Source organism: Pseudomonas sp. REST10, from assembly GCF_029542605.1.
GTDB lineage: Bacteria > Pseudomonadota > Gammaproteobacteria > Pseudomonadales > Pseudomonadaceae > Aquipseudomonas > Aquipseudomonas khazarica.
Genome location: NZ_CP035677.1, coordinates 1,006,297 through 1,029,760 on the forward strand (window position 1 = coordinate 1,006,297; position 23,464 = coordinate 1,029,760).

At 66.2% G+C, this 23,464-nt stretch carries 18 protein-coding genes; 3 read left to right on the top strand and 15 right to left on the bottom strand.

Annotated features, from left to right (window positions below; all coding sequences use genetic code 11):
• Positions 1-2 precede the first annotated feature (2 nt).
• The 15 genes from atzF to EWH21_RS04725 form a co-directional block, all read right to left on the bottom strand.
• The gene (atzF, locus tag EWH21_RS04655) at positions 3-1,802 is read right to left on the bottom strand and encodes an allophanate hydrolase (protein ID WP_277699920.1); all 1,800 of its coding nucleotides are present in this window, start codon (positions 1,800-1,802) and stop codon (positions 3-5) included.
• A gap of 211 nt (positions 1,803-2,013) precedes the next feature.
• Positions 2,014-2,607: a MarC family protein gene (locus EWH21_RS04660; protein ID WP_277699921.1), complete on the bottom strand. Its 594-nt coding sequence runs from the start codon at positions 2,605-2,607 to the stop codon at positions 2,014-2,016.
• A gap of 66 nt (positions 2,608-2,673) precedes the next feature.
• The gene (locus EWH21_RS04665) at positions 2,674-5,454 is read right to left on the bottom strand and encodes a hybrid sensor histidine kinase/response regulator (protein WP_037052570.1); all 2,781 of its coding nucleotides are present in this window, start codon (positions 5,452-5,454) and stop codon (positions 2,674-2,676) included.
• Positions 5,455-5,662: 208 nt separating this feature from the next.
• The gene (gene purD, locus EWH21_RS04670; RefSeq protein WP_277699922.1) at positions 5,663-6,952 is read right to left on the bottom strand and encodes a phosphoribosylamine--glycine ligase; all 1,290 of its coding nucleotides are present in this window, start codon (positions 6,950-6,952) and stop codon (positions 5,663-5,665) included.
• A 130-nt stretch (positions 6,953-7,082) separates the two neighbouring features.
• Positions 7,083-8,690 carry a bifunctional phosphoribosylaminoimidazolecarboxamide formyltransferase/IMP cyclohydrolase gene (gene purH / locus EWH21_RS04675; RefSeq protein ID WP_037052574.1) on the bottom strand — a complete coding sequence of 536 codons (1,608 nt, stop codon included), beginning with the start codon at positions 8,688-8,690 and terminating at the stop codon, positions 7,083-7,085.
• Positions 8,691-8,765: 75 nt separating this feature from the next.
• The gene (gene fis / locus EWH21_RS04680; RefSeq protein ID WP_037052576.1) at positions 8,766-9,086 is read right to left on the bottom strand and encodes a DNA-binding transcriptional regulator Fis; all 321 of its coding nucleotides are present in this window, start codon (positions 9,084-9,086) and stop codon (positions 8,766-8,768) included.
• Positions 9,083-10,081, bottom strand: a complete 999-nt coding sequence (dusB, locus tag EWH21_RS04685) for a tRNA dihydrouridine synthase DusB (protein ID WP_037052578.1) — start codon at positions 10,079-10,081, stop codon at positions 9,083-9,085. The genes fis and dusB overlap by 4 nt, the downstream gene beginning before the upstream one ends.
• A gap of 229 nt (positions 10,082-10,310) precedes the next feature.
• Complete coding sequence (locus tag EWH21_RS04690) at positions 10,311-11,546, bottom strand: DUF3426 domain-containing protein (RefSeq protein ID WP_152487813.1); 1,236 nt, start codon at positions 11,544-11,546, stop codon at positions 10,311-10,313.
• Between the two features lie 53 nt (positions 11,547-11,599).
• Positions 11,600-12,478, bottom strand: a complete 879-nt coding sequence (prmA, locus tag EWH21_RS04695; RefSeq protein ID WP_152487814.1) for a 50S ribosomal protein L11 methyltransferase — start codon at positions 12,476-12,478, stop codon at positions 11,600-11,602.
• Between the two features lie 127 nt (positions 12,479-12,605).
• Entirely contained in the window at positions 12,606-13,961 is a 1,356-nt protein-coding gene (accC, locus tag EWH21_RS04700) for an acetyl-CoA carboxylase biotin carboxylase subunit (protein ID WP_037052595.1), read from the bottom strand.
• A 17-nt stretch (positions 13,962-13,978) separates the two neighbouring features.
• Positions 13,979-14,443, bottom strand: coding sequence for an acetyl-CoA carboxylase biotin carboxyl carrier protein (gene accB, locus EWH21_RS04705; RefSeq protein ID WP_277699923.1), 465 nt, complete (start codon positions 14,441-14,443; stop codon positions 13,979-13,981).
• 50 nt (positions 14,444-14,493) lie between these two features.
• On the bottom strand, positions 14,494-14,940 hold the full coding sequence (gene aroQ / locus EWH21_RS04710; RefSeq protein ID WP_037052599.1) for a type II 3-dehydroquinate dehydratase: 447 nt from the start codon (positions 14,938-14,940) through the stop codon (positions 14,494-14,496).
• A gap of 175 nt (positions 14,941-15,115) precedes the next feature.
• Positions 15,116-16,891 carry a protein-disulfide reductase DsbD gene (locus EWH21_RS04715; RefSeq protein WP_277699924.1) on the bottom strand — a complete coding sequence of 592 codons (1,776 nt, stop codon included), beginning with the start codon at positions 16,889-16,891 and terminating at the stop codon, positions 15,116-15,118.
• A 153-nt stretch (positions 16,892-17,044) separates the two neighbouring features.
• Positions 17,045-19,009: a methyl-accepting chemotaxis protein gene (locus tag EWH21_RS04720; RefSeq protein WP_175254112.1), complete on the bottom strand. Its 1,965-nt coding sequence runs from the start codon at positions 19,007-19,009 to the stop codon at positions 17,045-17,047.
• A gap of 135 nt (positions 19,010-19,144) precedes the next feature.
• Positions 19,145-20,758 (bottom strand): PleD family two-component system response regulator, encoded by a 1,614-nt coding sequence (locus EWH21_RS04725; RefSeq protein WP_277699925.1) that lies wholly within the window; start codon positions 20,756-20,758, stop codon positions 19,145-19,147.
• A 319-nt stretch (positions 20,759-21,077) separates the two neighbouring features.
• Between EWH21_RS04725 and EWH21_RS04730 the strand changes: the two genes are divergently transcribed.
• The 3 genes from EWH21_RS04730 to EWH21_RS04740 all read left to right on the top strand — a co-directional run bounded on the left by EWH21_RS04730 (position 21,078) and on the right by EWH21_RS04740 (position 23,361).
• Positions 21,078-22,145: a DUF2333 family protein gene (locus tag EWH21_RS04730; protein WP_037052604.1), complete on the top strand. Its 1,068-nt coding sequence runs from the start codon at positions 21,078-21,080 to the stop codon at positions 22,143-22,145.
• On the top strand, positions 22,145-22,693 hold the full coding sequence (locus EWH21_RS04735; RefSeq protein WP_277699926.1) for an NUDIX hydrolase: 549 nt from the start codon (positions 22,145-22,147) through the stop codon (positions 22,691-22,693). The genes EWH21_RS04730 and EWH21_RS04735 overlap by 1 nt, the downstream gene beginning before the upstream one ends.
• A 296-nt stretch (positions 22,694-22,989) precedes the next feature.
• A complete protein-coding gene (locus tag EWH21_RS04740) occupies positions 22,990-23,361 on the top strand; it encodes a translation initiation factor Sui1 (protein ID WP_277699927.1) in 372 nt (123 codons plus the stop codon).
• Positions 23,362-23,464 lie beyond the last annotated feature (103 nt).

Sequence of the window (23,464 nt, forward strand, 5' to 3'; positions counted from 1 at the left end):
GCTCAGGCCTGGGTGCTGGCGATGAAGGCGCGCCAGCCGCCGAAGCTGGTGATGTCGCGGGCGCCGTCGAGGGCATAGGGCTCGCAGATGAAGCCCTTGACCCAGCGACCGTCGGCCAGCTCCAGGTTGCCGATGCCCAGCGGCGGCGGAATCTCCGCGACGAACTCGCCGAAGCGCGCCTGCGGCACGTCCCACAGCTCGACGATGATCTCCGCGCCATCGGCGGCGACCCGCGCCAGGCCCGGCTTGGGCGGCACGCTGCCGGGCAGGGCGAAGAGGCGATAGCGGGCGGTGCTGCGGGTCTGTTCCACCAGTACGGCATCGCGTGTGGTGAGCTGGAAGTTCAGCGGCATGCCGGTCAGGTGCGCGCCGACCACGGCGACGCGAATGCTGCCGGGGGCCGGCTTGTCGCTGGCGTTTTGTGCAGGCAGCGGCTTGCCGGTGGCGCCCATGGGCAGGTCGAGTGCCTGTTGCCAGCGCTGGCCGAAGGCGGCCAGCGCCTGGTCATGCCAGGCCGGGGCGATCAGGGTGATGCCGGCGGGCAGGCCGTCGGCACGCAGGCCCGCCGGAACGGCCAGGGCGGACAGGTCTGCGAGGTTGGTGAAGTTGGTGTAGGTGCCGAACTGGCTGTTGTACAGCACCGGTTCTGCTTCCATCTCGGCCAGGGTGCGGAGGGTTGGTGAGGTGGGCACCACCAGGGCGTCGAAGCTGGCCAGGGCGTCGTTGATGACGCGACTCAGTTCGGCGCGGATGTATTCGGCCTTGTAGGCATCGCAGGCGCTGTACTTGTGGCCGTTCGCGACGATGCCGCGCACCACCGGGTTGATGTGTTCGGGGTTCACGCCTTCCACCGCGACGCTGCGCTCGGCAACCCAGGAGCCGTAGTAGAGCTGCTCGGCCAGTTGCTGGAAGGGGGCGAAATCGATTTCCATCAGGTCGGCGCCCAGCCCTTGCAGCTTGTCCAGCGCAGCCCTGTACACCGCCTGGTTCTGGCTGTCGCCGAAGAACTCGGGATTGGCCGGCACCGCCAGGCGTGGGCGGGCCGGCATGCCGACCTTGGCCCTGTTCGGGTTGCTGCGACTGTAGGCATCGGCGGCGTCGTAGCCACCGGCGATATTGGCCACCGCCAGGGCGTCGCTGACGGTCAGGGCGAACACTGAAATGCAGTCGAGCGTGCGGCAGGCCGGCACCAGCCCGGTGTTGGGCAGCCAGCCCTTGGTCGGCTTGAGCCCGACGATGTTGTTGAAGCCTGCCGGCACGCGGCCGGAACCGGCGGTATCGGTGCCCAGCGAGAAGGGCACCAGGCCCCGCGCGACCACGCTGGCCGAGCCGGAACTGGAGCCGCCGCTGACATAGGCCGGGTCGAAGCTGTTGGGCACCGCGCCGTGAGGCGAACGGGTGCCGACCAGGCCGGTGGCGAACTGGTCGAGGTTGGTCTTGCCGATGAGGATGGCGCCGGCCGCACGCAGGCGGGCGACCACGGTGGCGTCGGTAGTGGCCGCGTAGGCGAACTCGGGGCAGGCGGCAGTGGTCGGCCAGCCGGCGGCATCGATGTTGTCCTTGATGGCGAAGGGCACGCCGTACAGGGGCAACCTGCTCAGGTCGCCGGCAGCCGTGTCCAGCGCGGCTGCCAGTTCTTCCAGCTGCGCGCTCAGCTGGGCATCGCTGGCCAGGGCGATCCAGGCGTTGTCGGCGTGGTCGAGTTCGGCGCGCAGCGCGCCGATCAGTGCGGCTGGCGACTGACCGTCGCGGTAGGCCTGCTGCCATTGGCCGAGGGTGAGGGCGTGAGGAGCGGTGAGCATGTGCTGATCCCATCTTGTATCCAAGTTGGGATCAGCAGAGCAACGAAGGTGCCAGGTCTGTTCAGCCCGCTGTTTTCAAGGGGCAGGGCGCGGATTGGCAGGGGCCGGCACGGCCTGGGCGCACCGTGCCGGGGCCGGGCTGCGAGCTTGTGGTGCGCGAATGCCGTTGCAACGGCGTAGCCCGGATGAAGTCCGGGGCAGGTTCTACGGGTTACGGCACCAGGTAGTTCTTCACCCCGGTGAAGATGATCTGCGCGGCGAGGGCGCAGACGAACAGGCCCATCAGGCGGCTGACGATCTGCAGGCCCTGGTCGCCGAGCAGGCGTTCGAACTGGTTGGACAGGTACAGCACCACGCCCACGGTCAGGCTGGCGAGGAGGATCGCCGCCACCGCCACCAGCTTGTCATCCCAGTGCGGCTGGCTGGCCCCCATCAGCAGCAGGGCACCGATGGTGCCGGGGCCGACGGTGATGGGAATGGTCAGCGGCACGATGGTGACGTCCTGCTGCACGTTGTCGCTCTGTACCGCCGACTTGCCCTGGGCCATGCCCAGCGCGGAGATGAACAGCACCGAGCCCGCACCGATGCGGAAGGCGTCGATGGTGATGCCGAACAGGGTGAAGATGTGCTTGCCGAACAGGTACAGCAGCACGCTGGCGACCAGCGTTGCCAGCGCCACTTTCCAGGCCAGGCGCTTGCGCTCCTTGAGGGTGTAGCCGCGGCTCAGGCCGATGAAGCAGGAGAGGACGAAGAAGGGGCTGTAGAGCACCAGCATCTTCAGGTACAGGCTGAACAACTCGGACATGGGGGGCTCGTTTGAGAGTAGGGCGGGGGCAAGCCGCCATCGATGGTCAGGCGGGGTTCACCCGCCTTACGACACTTCACGCTGGCGACGCAGTTCGCGCTCGGCGATCCAGTGCTCGATTAGGTCGCGCAACTGCGACAGCTCGACCGGCTTGGACATGTGCCCGTCCATGCCCACGGCGCGGGCACGTTCCTTGTGTTCGTTGAGGATGTGCGCGGTCAGCGCCACCACCGGGGTGCGCGGGCGCTGCTCGCTCTGTTCCCAGGCGCGCAGCTGCTCGGTGGCGGAGAAGCCGTCGAGCACCGGCATCTCGCAGTCCATCAGCACCAGGTCGTAGGGCTGCGCCTTCATCGCGCTGAGGGCTTCCTCGCCGTTGCTGGCGGTATCCGGCTGCAGGTTGAGCTTGCCGAGCATGCCGCGAATCACCTTGGTGGAGATGCTGTTGTCTTCGGCCACCAGGATGCGGAAGTCGGCCGGCACGTTCAGCGGCGTGCTCACCGGTGTCGGCGCGGCCTGGGCGGGGGTGTCGTTGGGGCGCTGGGCCAGTTCGTCGGCCAGGGTGGTCTTGAGCGTGTAGCCGGCCACCGGCTTGGCCAGGATGCGCTTGATCCCGGCGTTGCGGGCGATCACCTTGCTCGGTGCATTGCTGATGCCGGTCAGCATGACGATCAGGATGTCGTGGTTGAGGCTCGGGTCTTCCTTGATCTTGGCGGCCAGCTGCATGCCGGTCATGCCGGGCATGTCCTGGTCGAGCAGCACCGCGTCGAAGTACTCGCGCATGTGCGCCTTGGTGCGCAACAGTGCCAGCGCCTCCTTGCCCGATGGCACGGCACTGACCTGCATGCCCCAGGCGTTGCACTGCTGCATCAGCACCTTGCGGCAGGTGTCGTTGTCGTCCACCACCAGCAGGCGTGCGCCTTGCAGCGGGCTGTCCAGGTCGGCTTCCGGTTGCTCCAGGCGGGCCGCGTCCAGTGGCAGGGTCAGCCACAGCGTGGTGCCCTGGTTGCCGCTGCCCTGGATGCCGAATTCGCCGCCCATCAGGCGCACCAGCTGGCGCGCGATGATCAGGCCCAGGCGGCCGCCGAGACGGGTGGCGGCGAGGAAGTCACGGCTCTGCAGTTCGGCGTTGAGCAGGGCGTCGCGCTCTTCGGGCAGCAGCGGGCGGCCGCTGTCCTGTACGGCGATGCGCAGGCGGTAGTTGCCGTCGCTGTTGTCCAGTGCGACCACCAGCAGGATCTCGCCCTCGTCGGTCTGCTTGAACGCATTGTCCAGCAGGCTCAGCAGGGCCTGACGCAGACGCGTGGGGTCGCCGCTGATCACCCGTGGCACCTGCGGCTGGATGAAGCTGATCAGTTCGACCTTCTGCTGCTCGGCCTTGGCGCGGAAGATGTCCAGGCAGTCCTCGATCAGCGCGCCGAGGTCGAACTGCACGTCGTCCAGCTCGATCTGGCCGGATTCGAGCTTGGAGATGTCGAGGATTTCGTTGATCAGGGTGAGCAGCTCGTTGCCCGAGCTGTGGATGGTCTGCACGTAGTCGCGTTGCTTGGCCGACAGCGGCGTGCCGAGCAGCAGCTCGGTCATGCCCAGCACGCCATTCATCGGGGTACGGATTTCGTGGCTGATCTTGGCCAGGAACTCGGCCTTGGCCCGCAGCTCAGCGCTGCTCGCGGCGAGCGCCGTGCTCTGTTGCAGGGTGTCCTGCTGGATCTGCCGTTGGCGCTCGGTCAGCGAGATGCTGAGGATCAGTCCGGCCAGGGTCGCGACGCTGAACACGCCGAGCACCAGCCAGCCGGGGGTGAGCTGGTCGAAGCCGAGCAGCACCGGCACGAAGAAACCGAAGCCGAGGTTGAACACCAGCATGCCCACGGCGATCAGGCGCGCCGGTGTGTAGCCGGAGCGCCAGTGCAGGCTGCTGACCAGCAGCAGGTTGAGCGAACTCACCACCACCAGCAGGTAGACCAGCGAGCTGAACCAGTACAAGCCGGTGAGGGCGATGCACAGTGCGTAGGCCAGCACCAGCACGGCGTTGCCCATCAGCAGGCGATTCAGGCGGCTGTTCTGCACTGGTGTGCTGTGCACGAAGCCGAGGCCGAAGGCCAGCACGCTGAAGGCGGCGAACAGCGCCGAGAGGTCGGCGATCAGCGACTGGTTGTAGCCCAGGCTGGGCAGCCACTGGGCGAAGATGCCGAGGTTGGCCGAGGAGCAGATGGCCAGGCCGATGTTGACGCCAGCCAGCCACAGCGCACTGCCACTGCGGGTGTAGATGAAGCGGATGAGGTTGTACAGGGTCAGCAGCAACAGCGCGCCGAAGAGCATGCCGTAGAGGTAGACGGGCTTCTCCAGGCTGACCAGCTCGGCCTGGTCCATCACCTTGAACCAGGTCATCAGCGGGTGATTGGAGGTCAGGCGTACGTAGGCGACGCGGGCCTGGCCATCGTTGGGCAGGGGCATCAGGTAGAAGCGCGACGGCAGCGGTCGCGATTCCTGCGGCATGGCCTCGCCGGTGTGCAGGTTCTGCTCGAGCTGGCCGTCCCTGAGCAGGTAGTAGTCGAGGTACTGAACCCGTGGCGAGAACACCCACAGCCAGGCCGGTTGCTGCTGCGGCGCGAGTTCGGCCCGCAACCAGACGGCATGCTTGCTGGGGGGGAAGGTGAAGGACTGCTTGGTCAGAGGCTTGAACTGCTGGCGTTGCGCGCGAACCTCATCGAGCCCCAGCCGTGCACTGGCGTCGACCAGGTAGGACCAGGTCGTGGTACCCGTCGGGCTTACGCTGGCGCTTGCTGTCACGGCGAGGCCGAGCAGCAGCAAGCTGGCGATGAGTCCAATGGCAATCCTGAGCCGGCGCACGGGCAAGTCCTTCTATATAAGTGGCCGGATTATAGCCAAGCATCCGTTTGGGGGAATACGCTACAGAGCGGCTTTTTGTGACCCATCAGGCCAACTGGCAACGCGGCTCGCCACGGGCGTTCCGGGCCCGTGGCGGCTGCTTGGCGAGCCAGCAGGCGTGACCGGCGAGTCGAGCTCGCCGGCTCGCTGGCCGGTCCGCACCTGTGCCTCAGTCCTCGCCGCGCTCGCGGGCGATGGCGCGGTAGCCGATGTCGTTGCGGTGGAACATGCCGTTCCAGCAAATCTTCTCGGCAAGGCGGTAGGCCTGCTGCTGGGCGTCGGCGACGCTGGCGCCGATGGCCGTGGCGCACAGCACGCGGCCGCCTGCGGTGACGATCTGGCCGTCCTTCAGCGCGGTGCCGGCATGGAACACCTTGCCGTCGAGCTGGGCCGCTTCATCCAGGCCGCTGATCACGTCGCCCTTGGCGTAGTCGCCCGGGTAGCCGCCAGCTGCCAGCACCACGCCCACGGTCGGACGCGGGTCCCAGGTCGCTTCGACCTTGTCCAGCGCCTTGGCCAGCGCGGCTTCGACCAGCAGCACCAGAGAGCTTTCCAGGCGGCACATGATCGGCTGGGTTTCCGGGTCGCCGAAGCGGCAGTTGAACTCGATGACCTTCGGCGCGCCGCTCTTGTCGATCATCAGGCCGGCGTAGAGGAAGCCGGTGTAGACGTTGCCTTCGCTGGCCATGCCACGCACGGTGGGGTAGATCACTTCGTCCATGACGCGCTTGTGCACGTCGGCGGTGACCACGGGAGCCGGGGAGTAGGCACCCATGCCGCCGGTGTTGGGGCCGGTATCGGCGTCGCCGACCCGCTTGTGGTCCTGGCTGGTGGCCATCGGCAGCACGTTCTCGCCGTCGACCATGACGATGAAGGAGGCTTCCTCGCCGTCGAGGAACTCTTCGATCACCACGCGCGAACCGGCGTCACCGAAGGCATTGCCGGCGAGCATGTCGCGCACGGCTGCCTCGGCTTCTTCGAGGGTCATGGCGACGATCACGCCTTTGCCGGCGGCCAGGCCATCGGCCTTGATCACGATGGGCGCACCCTTCTCGCGCAGGTAGGCCAGCGCCGGGTCGATCTCGGTGAAGTTCTGGTAGTCGGCGGTGGGGATCCGGTGGCGCGCCAGGAAGTCCTTGGTGAAGGCCTTGGAGCCTTCCAGCTGAGCAGCCGCAGCGGTAGGGCCGAAGATGTCCAGGCCGCGCTTGCGGAACAGATCGACCACGCCTTTGACCAGCGGCGCTTCCGGGCCGACGATGGTCAGCTGCACGTTGTTCTCGGCGAAGTCCGCCAGTTGCTCGATGGCCAGCACGTCGATGGCGACGTTCTCGCACTTGGCCTCGACGGCGGTGCCGGCGTTGCCCGGGGCAACGAAAACCTTCTCGACGCGCTTGTCCTGCGCCACTTTCCAGGCCAGGGCGTGCTCGCGGCCGCCGCTGCCGATGATCAGTACGTTCATGGGGTTCTCCTGAGCGTAGCCCGGATGTAATCCGGGGCTTTCAATTAGGGCGTCCCCGGATTTCATCCGGGCTACGTTCTACACATTTCGGGTGACGTAGGGTGGATGGCCGAAGCCATCCACCAGCCAATCAATGACGGAAATGGCGCATCGAAGTGAACACCATGGCAATGCCGGCTTCGTCGGCCGCCGCGATCACTTCGTTGTCGCGCATCGAGCCACCTGGCTGGATCACGGCAGTGATGCCGGCCTTGGCGGCGTTGTCGATGCCGTCGCGGAACGGGAAGAAGGCGTCCGAGGCCATGACCGCGCCCGGTACCGGCAGGCCGGCGTGCTCGGCCTTGATCGCGGCGATGCGGGCGGAGTTGACGCGGCTCATCTGGCCGGCGCCGACACCCACGGTCTGACGGTTCTTGGCGTAGACGATGGCGTTGGATTTGACGAACTTGGCCACTTTCCAGGCGAAGATCAGGTCATGGATTTCCTGCTCGCTCGGTGCGCGCTGGGTCACGATCTTCAGGTCTTCCGCCTTGATCATGCCGATGTCGCGGCTCTGCACCAGCAGGCCGCCGTTGACCCGCTTGAAGTCCCAGCCGGCGGCACGTTCGGCCGGCCATTCGCCGCACTCGAGCAGGCGCACGTTGGCCTTGGCCGCGACCACTTCACGGGCTGCGGCGGAGATTTTCGGGGCGATGATCACTTCGACGAACTGGCGCTCGACGATGGCCTTGGCGGTTTCGCCATCCAGCTCGCGGTTGAAGGCGATGATGCCGCCGAAGGCCGACTCGGTGTCGGTGGCGTAGGCCAGGTCGTAAGCCTTGCGGATGCCGCCTTCGTCTTCCGGAACCACGGCAACGCCGCACGGGTTGGCGTGCTTGACGATGACGCAGGCCGGCTTGACGAAGCTCTTCACGCATTCCAGCGCGGCGTCGGTGTCGGCCACGTTGTTGAAGGACAGCTCCTTGCCCTGTAGCTGGATGGCGGTGGAGACGCTGGCTTCGCCCTTCTTCGCTTCCACGTAGAACGCCGCGCTCTGGTGCGGGTTCTCGCCGTAGCGCATTTCCTGCGCCTTGACGAACTGGCTGTTGAAGGTGCGCGGGAAGGCGCCACGGCCCTCGGTGGACAGGGTGTCACGCGCCTGGTCGATGGTGCCCAGGTAGTTGGCGATCATGCCGTCGTAGGCGGCAGTGTGCTCGAAGGCCTTGAGGGCCAGGTCGAAACGCTGGGCATAGCTCAGGCCACCGGCTTTCAGCGCGGCGACGATGCCGGCGTAGTCGCCGGTGTTGACCACGATGGCCACGTCCTTGTGGTTCTTCGCAGCCGAACGGACCATGGTCGGGCCGCCGATGTCGATGTTCTCGATGGCGTCGGCCAGGTCGCAGTCAGGCTTGGCCACGGTGGCCTCGAAGGGGTAGAGGTTGACCGCCACCAGGTCGATCGGCTTGATGCCGTGCTCGTCCATCACCGCCGCGTCGAGGGCGCGACGGCCGAGGATGCCGCCGTGGATCTTCGGGTGCAGGGTCTTCACGCGGCCGTCCATCATCTCCGGGAAGCCGGTGTAGTCCGCCACTTCCACTGCGGCTACGCCGTTGTCCTTGAGCAGCTTGTAGGTGCCGCCGGTGGAGAGGATCTCGACACCGAGGGCGCTCAGTTCACGGGCAAACTCGAGGACGCCGGTCTTGTCGGAAACGCTGATCAGCGCGCGGCGGACGGGCAGAAGGGTGGTCTGGTCGGTCATGTCACTATCCATCAGAGCGGGGGATATCAGCAAAAAAGGCGGCTCATGCGGGCCGCCCTTTTCAGGAGTTCAGGGTTACAGCAGATCGTACTGCTTGAGCTTCTTGCGCAGCGTGCCGCGGTTGAGGCCGAGCAGTTCGGAGGCCTTGGTCTGGTTACCTTTCACATAATTCATGACGGTTTCCAGCAGCGGCGCTTCCACTTCGGTGAGCACCAGGTTGTACACGTCGGTGACGTCCGCGCCCTCCAGGTGGGCGAAATAGTTATGCAGCGCCTTCTCCACGGCGCCGCGCAGGGTCTGGCCCTCTTCGCTCGGCGTGCTCAGGTGCTGTTTCAGGCTGGTGTTGTCACTCACGGGTGCAATTCCACTCACTAAGGTCTCTGTCATCAACGTCATGCGGCCACCTCGTTTCCATCATCGTGCCGCTCGCGGAAGAACTCGCGAACGTGGGCGCACTGTGCGTCCGTACTGTCCAGACGGTTGAACTGGGCGCGAAACTCCCTGGCGCCCGGCAGGGTTGCCAGATACCAGCCGACATGCTTGCGGGCGATGCGTACGCCCATCAATTCGCCGTAGAAGGCGTGCAGTGCGGCCAGGTGTTCTAGCAGAATGCGTTCCACTTCGAGCAGGCCGGGCGCCGGCAGGGTGCTGCCGGTACGCAGGTAATGCTCGATTTCACGAAAGATCCACGGCCGGCCCTGTGCGGCGCGACCGATCAGCAGCGCGTCGGCGCCGGTGGCGTCGAGCACGGCCTTGGCTTTCTGTGGGGAGTCGATGTCGCCGTTGGCGAACACCGGGATGCTGACCGCCTGCTTGATGGCGGCGATGGTCTCGTACTCGGCGTCGCCGGTGTACAGGTCGGCGCGGGTGCGACCGTGTACGGCCAGTGCGCTGATGCCGGCGTCCTCGGCGATCTTCGCCACGGTCACGCCGTTCTTGTTCTGTCGGTCCCAGCCGGTGCGGATCTTCAGGGTCACCGGCACGCTCACCGCGCCGACCACGGCATCGAGGATCTCGCGCACCAGCGGCTCGTCGCGCAACAGGGCGGAGCCGGCGGCCTTGTTGCAGACCTTCTTGGCCGGGCAGCCCATGTTGATATCGATGATCTGTGCGCCCAGCTCGACATTCTTGCGCGCCGCTTCGGCGAGCATCTGCGGGTCGCCTCCGGCGATCTGCACCGAGCGTGGCTCGGGATCACCGGCGTGCAGCAGACGCAGACTGGACTTGCGGCTATTCCACAGGCGCACATCGCTGGTGACCATCTCCGACACCACCAGGCCGGCGCCGAGGTTGCGGCACAGCTGGCGGAACGGGCGATCGGTGACACCGGCCATGGGGGCCAGGATCAACCGATTGGGCAATGTGTAGGGGCCAATACGTGGGGCCGACATGGGGCGTCCCTGCTTGTTGGTTCGCAGTTGAGACAAAGGGCGATCAACACCTGCCCTCCACTGTGTCCTCAGGGGAAACGATGGTGGGTCGGTGCTCGCGAAAGGGTGGGCATGATACCCGCTCTGGGTGACCGGATAAAGGCTGTTTTGAACAAATTCTGAACAGCTATGGGCTTATCGCCAGTAGTTAGATGGACGGCCTGCGACCACAGGCCGCGTGGCCTCCAGGCTATTCCGGGGAGTGGAAGCTGAGGCTGTAGTTCACCGCGCGGGTGCCCGGGTCGAGGATGTCCAACGAGATGTGAATGGGCGTCTGCGGCGGCATTTCGCTCTGCCCGGCGAGCTCGCCGGCGAGGTATTCGCTGGGTTTGAAGCGACGACTGGCGACCAGTTGTCCGCCGAGGTCGGCGAAGCGCATTTCCAGCAGTGGGAAGGGCTGGGCGAAGGGCGCGCGGTTGTAGAGGATGGCGTCGACGATCAGTGCGCCGGAGAACTCCGGGTGGCTGCGCACCACCAGGTTGCTGCTGCGGATCTGGCTGATGTCGACCTTCGACGGCAGCTCGCAGCCGATGTTCGGGCAGAGCTGTTCGAACCAGGGGCGATAGCGATCCTGACGCGCCAGTTCGTCGAAGTTGTAGGCGGCGTACTGCGCCAGCAGCCCAGCTGCGGCCAGCAGGTTGAGCAGGCCCCAGCCGAACAGGCGGCCCCAGGCCGTCTCCTTCTGCTGCTGCCAGTCGAGTTGCAGCGGTTCGTCGTCGAGGTCGAACAGGCGTTCCTCGCGCAGAGCAGGCTCGCTGCGTGCGCTGTCGTCGGGTTCGGGCTCGTCGTGAGGCTGGTCGTCTTCCGCGTCCGCCGCGTCCAGTGCGCCGATGCGAGGCTCTTGCGGCTGCTCGCGTTCGACGGCACTCGCGGCTGGCGAGGCCGCTGCGAGCAGCTCGTCGCTCTGGCGCGGCGCGGGCTCGGGGGCGTTCGTCGGCTCCAGCTCGAAGCTGTCGCGCTTTACCTGTTCGTCACGCAGCAGTGCTTCGGCCCAGGCCTCGTCATGCACATCGTCGTCGTCCTGTGCCGTGGCGCTGCCGAAGCTCTCGCTGTAGCGCGGCGCGCGCTCCAGGGCGAGGAACTGCTGCGACAGCTGCTGCTCCTGCTCTTCCAGCTTGGCCAGCTCCTCATCCAGGTCGAGGCTGTCCAGGTCGAGGTCGTCATGAATCCACAGGGTCTCGTCGACGGCCTTCGCCGCAGGCGCCTTGGGGCTGCCTGGCGGCTGCGGCTTGCTGGCGGGGGCGCTGACCGGCTTGACGCTGGTCGCCGCTGCCGCACCGCGCGGGCCGAACAGTTGCTCGGCGGCGTTGAACACGTGCAGGCAGGCACCGCAGCGGACTGCGCCATGGGCCGCAGCCAGCTGCGCCTGGCTGACGCGGAAGCTGGTGCGGCAATTGGGGCACTGGGTGACGTGGCTTTCGCTCATGCGCGGGTCCGGGGAAACGAGGCGGCTAGTCTAACGCAACGGCTACGCGCGGTTCAGCGCTTGACGCCGCTGATGCGCACCCAGCCATCCTTGACGGCCGTCGGGTCGAGGTCGAACGCCTCTGCGTAGGCGGCACGGACTTCCTCGGCCTGCTCGGCGAGAATGCCCGACAGCGCCAGGCGTCCACCGCCCCTGACCAGGGTGGTGATCTGCGCGGCCAGGGCTACCAGCGGGCCGGCGAGAATGTTGGCGACCACCACGTCGGCTTGTTGCTGGGGCATGTCCGCAGGTAGGTAGACCGGGAAGCGCGCCGGGTCGATGCCATTGCGCGAAGCGTTGTCGCGCGAGGCTTCCAGAGCCTGCGGGTCGATATCGGTGCCGACCGCCTGCGGTGCGCCGAGCAGCAGGGCGGCGATGGCGAGAATGCCCGAGCCGCAGCCGAAGTCGATCACGCTGCAGCCTTCGAGCTGCTGGCCGTCGAGCCATTCCAGGCACAGGGCAGTGGTGGGGTGGGTGCCGGTGCCGAAGGCCAGGCCCGGATCGAGCAGCAGGTTCACGGCTTGCGGCTCCGGCGCGGCGTGCCAGCTGGGGACGATCCACAGGCGCCGGCCGAAGCGCATGGGCTGGAAGTTGTCCATCCAGCTGCGCTCCCAGTCCTGGTCCTCGATGCGCTCGACCTGGTGCTCGGGCAGTGCGCCGCCGCACAGCAGCTGCAGGTGAGCGAGCAGCGCGGTTTCATCGGTGTCGGCTTCGAACAGCGCCAGCAGGTGGGTATGCGACCACAGCGGCGTGGTGCCCAGGTCCGGTTCGAAGATCGGCTGGTCTTCGGCATCCATGAAGGTCACCGACACGGCGCCCACTTCCAGCAGGGCATCTTCGTAGGTTTCCGCCTGCTCGGGGGTGATGGCGAGACGGACTTGTAACCAGGGCATGGAAAACCTCATGAACGGGGCGCGTTTGGCCGCGCAGCTTACTTGAACGGACGGCCGGCTTGCCAGCGTGCCCGCCGAAACGACAAGGGCCGCCCGTGGGCAGCCCTTGTTGCAACGCGTATCAGGCTCAGTGCCTGTCCATACCCAGTTTCTTTTCCAGGTAGTGGATGTTCACGCCGCCTTTGACGAAACCCTTGTCGCGGGTCAGGTCGCGGTGCAGCGGCACGTTGGTCTTGATGCCGTCGACAACGATCTCGTCCAGAGCATTGCGCATGCGCGCCATGGCCTCGTCGCGATCCTTGCCGAAGGTGATCAGCTTGCCGATCAGCGAGTCGTAGTGCGGCGGTACGCTGTAGCCACTGTACAGATGCGAGTCGACACGAACGCCGTTGCCGCCCGGGGCATGGAAATGCTTGACCTTGCCGGGGCTGGGCATGAAGTTGTCCGGGTCTTCGGCGTTGATCCGGCACTCGACCGAGTGACCGAGGATCTTCACGTCTTCCTGCTTGATCGACAGCTTGTTGCCGGCGGCGATGCTGAGCATCTCCTTGACGATGTCGATGCCGGTGACCATCTCGGTGACCGGGTGCTCCACCTGAACACGGGTGTTCATCTCGATGAAGTAGAAACGGCCATCTTCGTAGAGGAACTCGAAGGTGCCGGCGCCACGGTAGCCGATCTCGACGCAGGCATCGACGCAGCGCTTGAGCACTTCGGCGCGGGCCTTCTCGTCGATCAGCGGGGCCGGGGCCTCTTCGATCACCTTCTGGTGGCGACGCTGCAGCGAGCAGTCACGGTCGTACAGGTGAATGGCGTTGCCCTGGCCGTCGGACAGCACCTGGACTTCGACGTGGCGCGGGTTGCCGAGGAATTTTTCCAGATAGACCATCGGGTTGCCGAACGCGGCACCGGCTTCGGTGCGGGTCAGCTTGGCCGACTTGATCAGGTCTTCTTCCTTGTGCACCACGCGCATGCCGCGACCACCACCGCCACCGGCGGCCTTGATGATCACCGGGTAGCCCACTTCACGGGCGATGCGCAGGGCTTCTTCCTCGTCTTCCGGCAGCGGGCCGTCGGAGCCGGGTACCACCGGTACGCCGGACTTGATCATGGCGTCCTTGGCCGACACCTTGTCGCCCATCAGGCGGATCACGTCGGCTTTCGGGCCGATGAAGGCGAAGCCGGAGTTCTCCACCTGTTCGGCGAAGTCGGCGTTCTCGGCGAGGAAGCCGTAACCCGGGTGGATGGCAGTGGCGCCGGTGACTTCAGCCGCGCTGATGATCGCCGGGATGTGCAGGTAGGACTGTGCGCCGGGTGCCGGACCAATGCAGACGGACTCGTCGGCCAGGCCCAGGTGCATCAGTTCGCGGTCGGCGGTGGAGTGCACGGCCACCGTCTTGATGCCCAGTTCCTTGCAGGCGCGCAGGATACGCAGGGCGATTTCGCCACGGTTGGCGATAAGGACTTTTTCCAGCTTCTGCATTGCAGGCTCCCCGTGCATCAAACGATGGTGAACAGGGGCTGGTCGTACTCAACCGGCTGGCCGTTTTCCACCAGGATGGACTCGATCACGCCGCTGGCTTCGGCCTCGATGTGGTTCATCATCTTCATCGCTTCGACGATGCACAGGATGTCGCCTTTCTTCACGCTCTGGCCCACTTCGACGAAGTTGCCCGAGGTCGGCGAGGCGGCGCGGTAGAAGGTACCGACCATCGGCGAACGGGCGACGGTGCCGTTCAGCTTCGGTGCGGCAGCCGGGGCGGCTTCAGCGCCGGCGGCCGGAGCCGGGGCGGCAACCGGAGCAGCGGCCGGGGCCGGTGCATAGATGGGCTGCGCGGCGTAGGCCGGCTGCTTGTTGCTGTGACGGCTGATGCGTACGGACTCTTCGCCCTCTTTGATCTCCAGCTCGTCGATACCGGACTCTTCCAGCAGCTCGATCAGTTTCTTGACTTTACGGATATCCATGAAGGTTCAACTCCCAGAGGTGAGGTAGGACTTGTCTACCGAGCGTCGCGTCAGGCGCGCTCGGCCAGTTGTTCGAGTGCCGCTTCCAGGGCCAGCCGATAACCGCTGGCGCCAAGGCCGCAGATCACCCCTACTGCAACGTCGGAAAAATAGGAGTGATGGCGGAATGGTTCACGCTTGTGCACGTTGGACAGGTGCACTTCGATGAATGGGATGCTCACTGCCAGCAACGCGTCACGTAATGCGACACTCGTATGGGTAAAAGCGGCAGGATTGATCAGGATAAAGTCGACGCCTTCACCTTTTGCTGCGTGAATGCGGTCGATCAGTTCGTACTCGGCATTGCTTTGCAGGTACATCAGGTGGTGGCCGGCTTCGCGGGCGCGCAGCTCCAGGTCCTGATTGATCTCGGCCAGCGTGGTGGCGCCGTATTTGTCTGGCTCACGGGTACCCAGCAGATTCAGGTTGGGGCCGTGAAGTACCAGTAGAGTGGCCATGGACGCGTTCCTTGTTGTTCGGGCTGCGCAGGACTATGCCGCAGCCGTGCGATGTCAGCAATAGTCGACACGATGCCTGCCGTTTGCGGCAAGAATATGACTATAGCAGCTGGTCTGGTCGCTATCGGATCGTTGCGCTGCCCCTGTGAGGTCGCAATGTCCGCGGTGTGGCTGGTCAGCGGCTGCTGCGTGCCGCGGCTCGATCCAGGCGCACGCCGAAGGTGGCGGCGTCGACTTCACCTACGACACGCAGATCGAGCAGTTCGTCACCCTGGTCGGAGAACAGCTGGATGGCGGGCGGCCCGAACAGCTGGTAGCGATCCAGCAGGGCGCGCTGCGCGGCACTGCTTTCGGTGATATCGAAGCGTATCAGTCTCCAGCCGGCCAGCTTGCTGCCCACCTCGGCATTGCCGAACACTTCGCGTTCGATCAACTTGCAGCTGATGCACCAGTCGGCGTACCAGTCCAGCAGCAGCGGCTGCCCGGCTGCCTTGGCCTCGGCCAGCGCAGCGTCCAGCTCGGCAGGGCTGCTCAGGGTCTGCCAGGCACCGCTCTTGGTGCTGCCCTGGCTGGCAGTGGCCGACAGCTGACCGAGCGGCTTGAGCGGGTCGCTCGTACCCTGCAGGGCACCGACCCAGGCGGCCAGGGCGTAGACCAGCAGGGCCAGGCCGACGATCTGGTCGAGTTTCTGCCGGTGCGTCTTCGGGCCGAATTCCAGTGCGCCGAGGAACACCGCCACGCCGCCGGCCAGCAGGCCCCACAGCGCCAGGCTGAGGCTGCCCGGCAGCACGCGTTCGAGCAGCCAGACGGACACGGCCAGGAGCATCACGCCGAAGGCGTTGCGCACGGTGACCAGCCACGGGCCGGACTTCGGCAGCAGGGCGCCGCCACCCGCGCCGAACAGCACCAGCGGCGTGCCCATGCCCAGGCCCAGGGCGAACAGTTGCAGGCCGCCACCGACGGCGTCGCCGGTGCTGCTGATATAGAGCAGCAGGGCGGTCAGGGGCGCGGTGATGCAGGGCGACACGATCAGGCTCGACAGCACGCCCAGGGTCGCGGCCCCGGCGATGGTGCCGCCCCGGGTCTGGCTGGCGCGCTGGTCGAGGCGGTCGCGTATGAAGGCCGGCAGGCGCAGTTCGAAGACGCCGAACATCGCCATGGCGAACAGGCCGAAGAAGGCGGCGAAGGGCACCAGCACCCAGGGCGACTGCAGCATGGCCTGCAGGTTGAGACCGGCGCCGAACAGCCCCATCAGCGCGCCGAGCACGGCATAGCAGGCCGCCATCGGCAGCACGTAGGCGAGCGACAGGACCAGCCCGCGGGCATTGCTCGGGCGACCGCGCAGCACCACGCCGGAGAGAATCGGCAGCATGGGCAGCACGCAGGGGGTGAAGGTCAGGCCCAGCCCGGCGAGGAAGAACAGCGCCAGATCTTTCCAGGTCCACTCGCTCTTCTGCAGGTCGGCGACGCTGGCGGGCATCTCGCCGATCTCGATGTACTCGGTCTCGGGCGGGTAGCACAGGCCCTTGTCGGCACAGCCCTGGTAGCCCACCTGCAGGCGCAGCGGACGGTTGTCCGGGTTGTCCAGCGGCAGGCGCACGTCGAGCACACCGTAGTACACCTCGACATCGCCAAAGAATTCGTCGTGCTTGGCCTTGCCGGCAGGCAGTTGCGCCTCGCCGAGGTCGAAGCCGGCCGGCTCCACGCTGAAATTCAGGCGGTGGCGGTACAGGTAGTAGCCCTCGGCCGCGACGAAACGCAGGGTCACGCTCTGCGCATCGCTGCTCACCAGGCTCAGCTTGAAGGCTTCCCGTACCGGCAGGAAATCGCTGCTGTTGTTCAGCGGGGCGCCAAGCGGCGACGCGGCCGGGCGCTGGTCGAACAGGTTGGCGCTGGCCGGCAGGCTCAGGCACAGCAGGAGCAGGGGAAGGAGCAGACGACGCAGTGACATCGGGCGACTATCTCGGCGGAAGGTGGCGGCATGATACCGGAAAGCGCCCATGCACATTTCGCCAGCTGAACGGACTGCCGATCTGCTCGGATGAGCGTCGCTTGGATCGGCGGCCGCGCGCCGAGTTCCAGGCCTGCGCCGGTATGCCGCAGGTCAGACGCGAAACGCCTGGACGGCCTCGTGCAGCTGGCCGCCCAGCTGCATCAGTTGCTCTCCCTGGTCACGCCCCTGGCCGATGCGTTGCAGGTTGTCGTCGCCCAACTGGTGGATGCGCTCACCGTGCTCGCGGATCTCGCTGACCGAGTCGCTCTGCTGGGCAGTGGCCTCGGCGATGCGTTCGGCCATGCTGGCAATGGTGCGGATCGCGCTGACGATCTCGTCGAGCGCGCCGTCGGCGGCCTCGGCCTTGCCTGCGGTCTGTTCGGCGTGCTCGACCTGGGCGCGCATGGCCTGCACCGACTGGTGTGCGGCCTGCTGCAGGCGACCGATCACGTCCTGAATCTCGGCGGTGGCACTGCCGGTGCGTTGCGACAGCGAGCGGACTTCGTCGGCGACCACGGCGAAACCTCGCCCGGCCTCGCCGGCCCGCGCCGCCTCGATGGCGGCGTTGAGGGCGAGCAGGTTGGTCTGTTCGGCGATGCCGCGAATCACCGTCAGCACGCTGCCGATGGTGGCGGTTTCATCGGCCAGGCGCTCGATGGCCTGGGCGTTGCCCTGAACTTCCGTCACCAGGGCGTGCAGGCCCTCCAGGCTCTGGCCGATGACCTGCTGGCCCTGGACCAGGGCGCGGTCGGCGTCGCGGCTGGCGTCTGCCGTCTGGCTGGCGTCCTGCGCCACCTGGCCGATGGTCGCCTCCAGCTCGCCCAGGGCGTCACGAATCAGGGCCGTGTCGCCGGCCTGGCGCTCGGCGCCGCTGTGCAGGCCGCCACTGAGCTCGGCCAGGGTACGGCTGGAGCCGGCAACCTGTTCGGCATGGCCGCGAATGCTGGCGACCAGCTCCACCAGGTAGCGGCGCAGGTGGTTGAGCGAATCCTCGATATCGCTCAGCTCACGGGTGCGCGAGTTGATGGTGATGGCCTCGGCGAAGTCGCCATGGGCCCACTTCGACAGCGCCGGGACCAGGTGCCCGAGGACCCGTGACAGGCGGCGCTGGATACGGTCGATGACCAGGGCGATGAGCAGGATCAGGCCGATCATCAGGCCCTGGATCAGGCGCACTTCGCCCTGGATGCGCGCGTATTCGGCCCTGACCAGCGGTTCCAGCCCGGCCAGCGCCTGCTGCACCTGGGTCACGCGCTCGCTGGTGGTCTGGGCCAGTTGCTGGCGTTGCTCGACCAGCTCGCGTGTGCGTTGCAGTTCATTGGGGTAGCGGCGTACCAGTGTGCTCAGCTCGCGCTTGAGGTCGATGCCCCGGTCCTGCGCCTGCTGTTCCTGCTGGCCTTCGTCCAGGCCGAGCAGGGCGGCGAAGCCGATGCTGGCGGAGCTGTCGGCTTCCTGCACGCCGAGCAGTGGCAGGGCGTCCAGCGCCGAGACCTGCTGGCCGAGTGCCTTGAGCTCGCGCTCGACATCGCCCAGCAGCTCGCTGCGCCCCTGGCTGATGAAGCGCTCGCGTGCATGCACCAGTTTCAGCAGGCGTGAACCCGCCTCCCGCAGGGGCTTGCGGTAGGCGCTGGCGGCTGGCGTGTCGGCGCTATCGGCGTACTGAGTCAGTTGTTCCATCGCCGCGAGCATTTCCCGTTCTGCCTGCAGCAGCAGGCCCTGTGGGTCGCCCGCCAGCTTGCCGGCGGCCAGCAGCTGGTTGCCGCTGAATTCGCGGAGCTGTTCGAGGCTGGGGCGCAGTTCGTCGGCCAGTTGCGGCGGAAGCTGGTCGAGCGCCTGCTTGAACGCGTCGATGGCCTGGGTCGCGGTGCTGTGCTGCACGGCGTTGCCGCTGGCCAGGTAGGCCTGGATGTTGTCGGCGACCTCGCGCTGGAACTGCTGCGACAGCGTCAGGTAGCGCTCCATCAGCTGGACCGGTTGCTGCAGGGCGCGTTGCGACCACCAGAGGGTAGCTGCCAGGGCTACGCAGACGGTGACCAGCAGCAGGGTGTTGAGGTTGGTGAGCAGCTTGAGGCGCATGGCAGGCTCGAACGAAGACTGAACGATGCCTGCGAGGTTATTGCGATTTGGTTACAGCCTGATGACGGCGTGCGCTGCGTCACGTTTTCCTGCCTGTCCAGCCGTCGCCCTCGGTGGGCCGCACGGTCGAGCGTTTCAGTCGTCGCTGTACAGCTCGACCCGGTTGCGCCCGCCATGCTTGGCCTTGTACAGCGCCTCGTCGGCCCGCTTGGACAGGGCGTTGCCGTCCAGGCCCGGTTGCAGCATGGCGATGCCGCAGCTGAAGGTGCAGGAGAGGTCCTGTGGCTGCGCCGGGTAGTGGATCTCGGCGAAGCGCTGGCGGATTTCCTCGAGCACCTTGAGCGCCGACTGCTCGTCGGTGTCCGGCAGCACCACGGCGAACTCCTCGCCGCCGTAACGACCGATGTGATCGGTCTTGCGCAGGCGCTGCTTGAGGAACAGCGCCAGGCTCTTGATCACCCGGTCGCCCATGGGGTGGCCGTAGGTGTCGTTGACCTTCTTGAAATGGTCGATGTCGAGCATGGCGAAGGCCAGCGGCTGCTCTTCGCGGCGGGCGCGGTAGCAGGCGTCGTCGAGCAGCTGCAGGGTGTGGGTGTGGTTGTACAGACCGGTGAGGCTGTCACGCACCATGCGCGCCTTGAGGTTGCGCGCGCGCGCCGCCCGGTTGCGCACGGTGGCGATCAGGTGGCGTGGCTTGATCGGCTTGGTGAGGAAGTCGTCGCCGCCTTCGCTCATGGCGTCGAGCTGCTTGTCCAGGTCGTCCTCGGCCGACAGGTAGATGATCGGCACGCTGACGTAGCGGTCGTTGTGGCGGATCACCTTGGCCAGTTCGGTGCCATTGCACTCGGGCATGTACATGTCGAGGATGATCAGGTCCGGCTGGAACTCGGCCAGCGCGTCCATCGCCTTGATCGGCTCGGTGAGGGTGTGGGTCAGGATGCCGGCGCTGTTGAGCACGCGCTCGGTATGCGTGGCCTGGGCCTTGGAGTCATCGACGATCAGTACCTTGTACGGATCGTACTGGGAGACATGGGTCAGCACCTCGATGCGTTCGAGCAGGCTCGAGGCATCCAGCGAACCGGTGAAGAACTCCTGCCCGCCGGCACGCACCGCCGCCAGGCGGGTCGGGGTGTCGGTGTCGCAATGGCTGAAGAACAGCAGGGGAATCTTCTGTTCCAGGCCCTGCTGGATGGAGTCGGCGAGTTCCAGGCCGATGCCGGCGAAGTCCACGTCCATGACGATGGCCGCCGGGTGGCGTTCGGCGATGGCCGCGCGGAAGGCGCGCTCGTCACCGAGTGGCTGCGCCGCGAGACCGAAGAATTCCAGTTGCTGGGCCAGGCGCTCGGCGCGCTGGGCATCCTGCAGGGCGAGGTAGACCGGCTTGCGCAGGGGCGGCAGGAAGGTCTGCTCGAAGGCATCGCTGTGGCGCAGACCCGTTCGCGACAGGCGCTGCATGGCCTGGTTGAGCCGGGCGATCAGGCTGCTGTTGAGGCGCCCGCGATTCTCCACCACCTCATCGAGGCTGGTACTGATGGTCTTCGCCAGCTGGGCATGCTCGATCTGCTCGAAACGCTCGGCGTAGCGCAGCAGGCGCAGGTTGGCCTCGGTCAGCTCGGCCATGCCGGCATCGCTCCACTCGCTGCGCTGCAGACGCTGCCAGACTTCCAGCACCTGACGCGCCTGATGGATCACGCGCTGGGCAAAGTGGTGCTTGAGGCGGTCGCGACTGGGGTCCGGGTGCTCGGTCATGGGCCGACTTCTATCGAGTGTTAAGTCAGTGGTGGCTTGATGCTATCACTTGTCGGCGGTGCTGGCATTGCCGCCGATCAATTGGCGGCGGTATTTCTGTCGAATAGGCGACAAAAATGTGCATTGGGCTATTTTGACGTCGCACGTACCGGTGCGTCAGGCGAGGCGAGTCACAAAAACGGCTTTTCCTCGTACCGGCGGTAAGTTTGCCCGCGCGCCCTGCGTTTTGCTGCGAGCTTGCCTTATAGTGCGGGACAGGTCGCAACCCGTTGGTCGGCTTGTGGTCGAACATTCGAATTCGCTTAAAAAGGACATTGCCATGCTGGACTGGAAGAATCGCGCGGCGAGCTCGCCCGACGGTACCGACAAGACCGCGAAACTGGGGCGTGAGCGCAGCAGCTCCAGCCTGATTGGACGCGCGCTCGGCGGGCTGCTCGGTGTGTACCTGCTGGTGACCCTGGTCGTGGGCTGGTACTGGAGCCAGGAACCTGGCGCCTTTCAGGTGCAACAACATGCCCAGGCGGCCGCGCAGCAGGCGCAGCGCCAGATGGTTACCGGCTACACCACGGTGGAAACGCTCAAACAGGTCGCCAGCACCCTGCTGGACAAGCCGGGCGGCTATCTGTCCAACGACCTGGCACCGCCGGGCCTGTGGCTGGACAACATGCCGAACTGGGAATACGGCGCACTGGTGCAGGTGCGCGACTTCGCCCGGGCGCTGCGCAAGGACTTCTCGCGCTCGCAGTCGCAGTCCACGGAAGACCCGGACCTGGCCAAGGCCGAGCCGCGTTTTCACTTCGACCACAAGAGCTGGGCGCTGCCTGCCTCCGAATCCGAGTACCGCGAAGGGATCAAGTCGCTGGACCGCTACCTCGCCCGTCTGGCCGATCCGGGGCAGAAGAATGCGCAGTTCTATGCGCGTGCCGACAACCTCAACAACTGGCTGGGCGACGCCGGCACCCGTCTCGGCTCGCTGTCGCAGCGTCTGTCGGCCAGCGTCGGCCAGGTACGCCTGAGCGACAACCAGCAGGTCGGCAACGATGCCGCGGAGTCGGGTCTGATCGGTGAGGGCGGCGTGTACGAGACCCCCTGGCTGCAGATCGACAACGTGTTCTACGAGGCCCGTGGCCAGGCCTGGGCGCTGGCTCACCTGCTGCGTGCCGTCGAAGTCGACTTCGCCGATGTGCTGGCCAAGAAGAACGCCACCGTCAGCGTGCGCCAGATCATCCGCGAGCTGGAGGCGGCGCAGGCGACGCTGTGGAGCCCGATGATCCTCAACGGCAGTGGCTACGGCATCCTCGCCAACCACTCGCTGGTGATGGCCAACTACATCTCGCGTGCCAACGCCGGCATCATCGATCTGCGTCAGCTGTTGAGCCAGGGTTGATGAGCACGATCTCGGCGGCGGAGGCGGCGCATCGTGCCGCCTCCGACAGCGAGCGGGTCGCCTGGGTCGACGAGAACGACCGGCCGCTGGGTGGCGTCTCGCGGGCGCAGCTGCGTGAGCGTCACCTGATCGGCCGTGGCACCTATATCCTGCTGTTCAACTCTGCCGGCCTGCTGTGCGTGCACCGCCGTACCCTGAGCAAGGCGCTGTACCCAGGCTACTGGGATGTCGCGGCAGGCGGCATGGTGCTCGAAGGCGAGGATTACCGCCTCTCCGCCGAGCGCGAGCTGGCCGAGGAACTGGGAATCGTCGACGCCGAGCTGGTCGAGCATGCGCACTTTCTCTACGACGCGCCGGAGAGCCGCCTGTGGTGCATGGCCTATTCGGCGGTGTCCGATGCGCCGCTGGTGCTGCAGCCGGAGGAGGTGCTCGAAGCGCGTTTCATCAGTGTCGAACAGGCCCTGGAGGAAACCCGCCATATGCCGTACTGCCCGGACTCGCTGGCGGCGCTGGAACGTTACATGAACAGACCGCCTGCGGCTGTCTGATGCCTTCGTTACTGGGCGCTCGCAGCATGCCCGGCAACGCCTCGCATGGCTGCCAGTTGGGTGCTTGCACGCCTGTGGTGTCGCGGATTCCGAGCGCTTCGTGCACGATGGCGAACAGCGTCGCCATCGTGCCGGACAATGACGCAAATACGTACTTAGCAAGCTCGGTCTTTGCCGTTACACTGCGCGACCTTTTCGGCGGACCTCTGTTCGCCAGCGCTGCCCCTGCCTGAGTGGGGCTTCGCGGTCGACCTGCGTCGGCCAGTCGCTATCCTGACCCCTACGAGGACAAGCCGGTGGTCAAGAAAGCCTCTTCATTCTCCGCTCTGAGCGGTCTCGTCTATTCCACCGATGGTGGTCGCCATTGCCCGGATTGCAACCAGCCGGTGGATGCCTGTGTCTGCAAGCAGACGCGCATTCCCGAAGGCGATGGCATCGCCCGCGTACGCCGTGAAACCAAGGGGCGTGGCGGCAAGACCGTCACCACGGTGAGCGGTGTGCCGCTGGCCGAGGAGCCGCTCAAGGAGCTGACCAGCGCCTTGAAGAAGCGCTGCGGCACCGGTGGTGCGCTCAAGGACGGCGTGATCGAGATCCAGGGCGATCACGTCGACCTGCTGTTGGCCGAACTGGGCAAGCGCGGTTTCACCGCGAAGAAGTCCGGCGGCTGACGCGCCATTATTTTCTAAACTTCGATGAAGCTCGGAGGGTCAACCGCCGAGCAAACGTCATCTTGCTTGCTTACATTTTCCGACTGGCCGCCCGCAGGCCAGG